Source organism: Streptomyces europaeiscabiei, assembly GCF_001550375.1.
GTDB classification, from domain to species: Bacteria; Actinomycetota; Actinomycetes; order Streptomycetales; family Streptomycetaceae; genus Streptomyces; species Streptomyces europaeiscabiei.
Genome location: NZ_LRTR01000904.1, coordinates 1 through 753, shown reverse-complemented (window position 1 = coordinate 753; position 753 = coordinate 1). Strand labels below are relative to the sequence as shown.

Annotated in this window: 1 protein-coding gene; it reads left to right on the top strand. The window is 70.8% G+C overall.

Features of this window, described 5'->3' with window-relative positions; all coding sequences use genetic code 11:
- Positions 1-22: 22 nt before the first annotated feature.
- Positions 23-753, top strand: a 731-nt coding sequence (locus tag AWZ10_RS52115; protein WP_159058616.1) for a tetratricopeptide repeat protein, incomplete at its 3' end; no start/stop codon positions are given.

The following is a 753-nucleotide window of genomic DNA, read 5'->3' as shown; positions in this document are numbered from 1 at the left end:
CTACAGCGAGGTGGGTCGGCGGGTGGATGCGGTGGCTCCGGCCGAGGAGGCGTCCGGCCTTTACCGTGCTCTGGCGCAGGACAACCCCGCCTTTGTGCCCGACCTGGCCATGGCGCTCAACAACCTCGGCGTCCGCTACAGCGAGGTGGGTCGGCGGGTGGATGCGGTGGCCCCGACCGAGGAGGCGGTCCGCCTGCGCCGTGCTCTGGCGCAGGACAACCCCGCCTTTGTGCCCGACCTGGCCATGGCGCTCAACAACCTCGGCGTCCGCTACAGCGAGGTGGGTCGGCGGGTGGATGCGGTGGCTCCGGCCGAGGAGGCGTCCGGCCTTTATCGTGCTCTGGCGCAGGACAACCCCGCCTTTGTGCCGGACCTGGCCATGGCGCTCAACAACCTCGGCAACCGCTACAGCGAGGTGGGTCGTCGGGTGGATGCGGTGGCCTCGGCCGAGGAGGCGTCCGGCCTTTATCGTGCTCTGGCGCAGGACAACCCCGCCTTTGTGCCCGACCTGGCCATGGCGCTCAACAACCTCGGCGCGTCCTACAGCGAGGTGGGTCGGCGGGTGGATGCGGTGGCTCCGGCCGAGGAGGCGTCCGGCCTTTACCGTGCTCTGGCGCAGGACAACCCCGCCTTTGTGCCCGACCTGGCCATGGCGCTCAACAACCTCGGCGTCCGCTACAGCGAGGTGGGTCGGCGGGTGGATGCGGTGGCCCCGACCGAGGAGGCGGTCCGCCTGCGCCGTGCTCTGGCGCA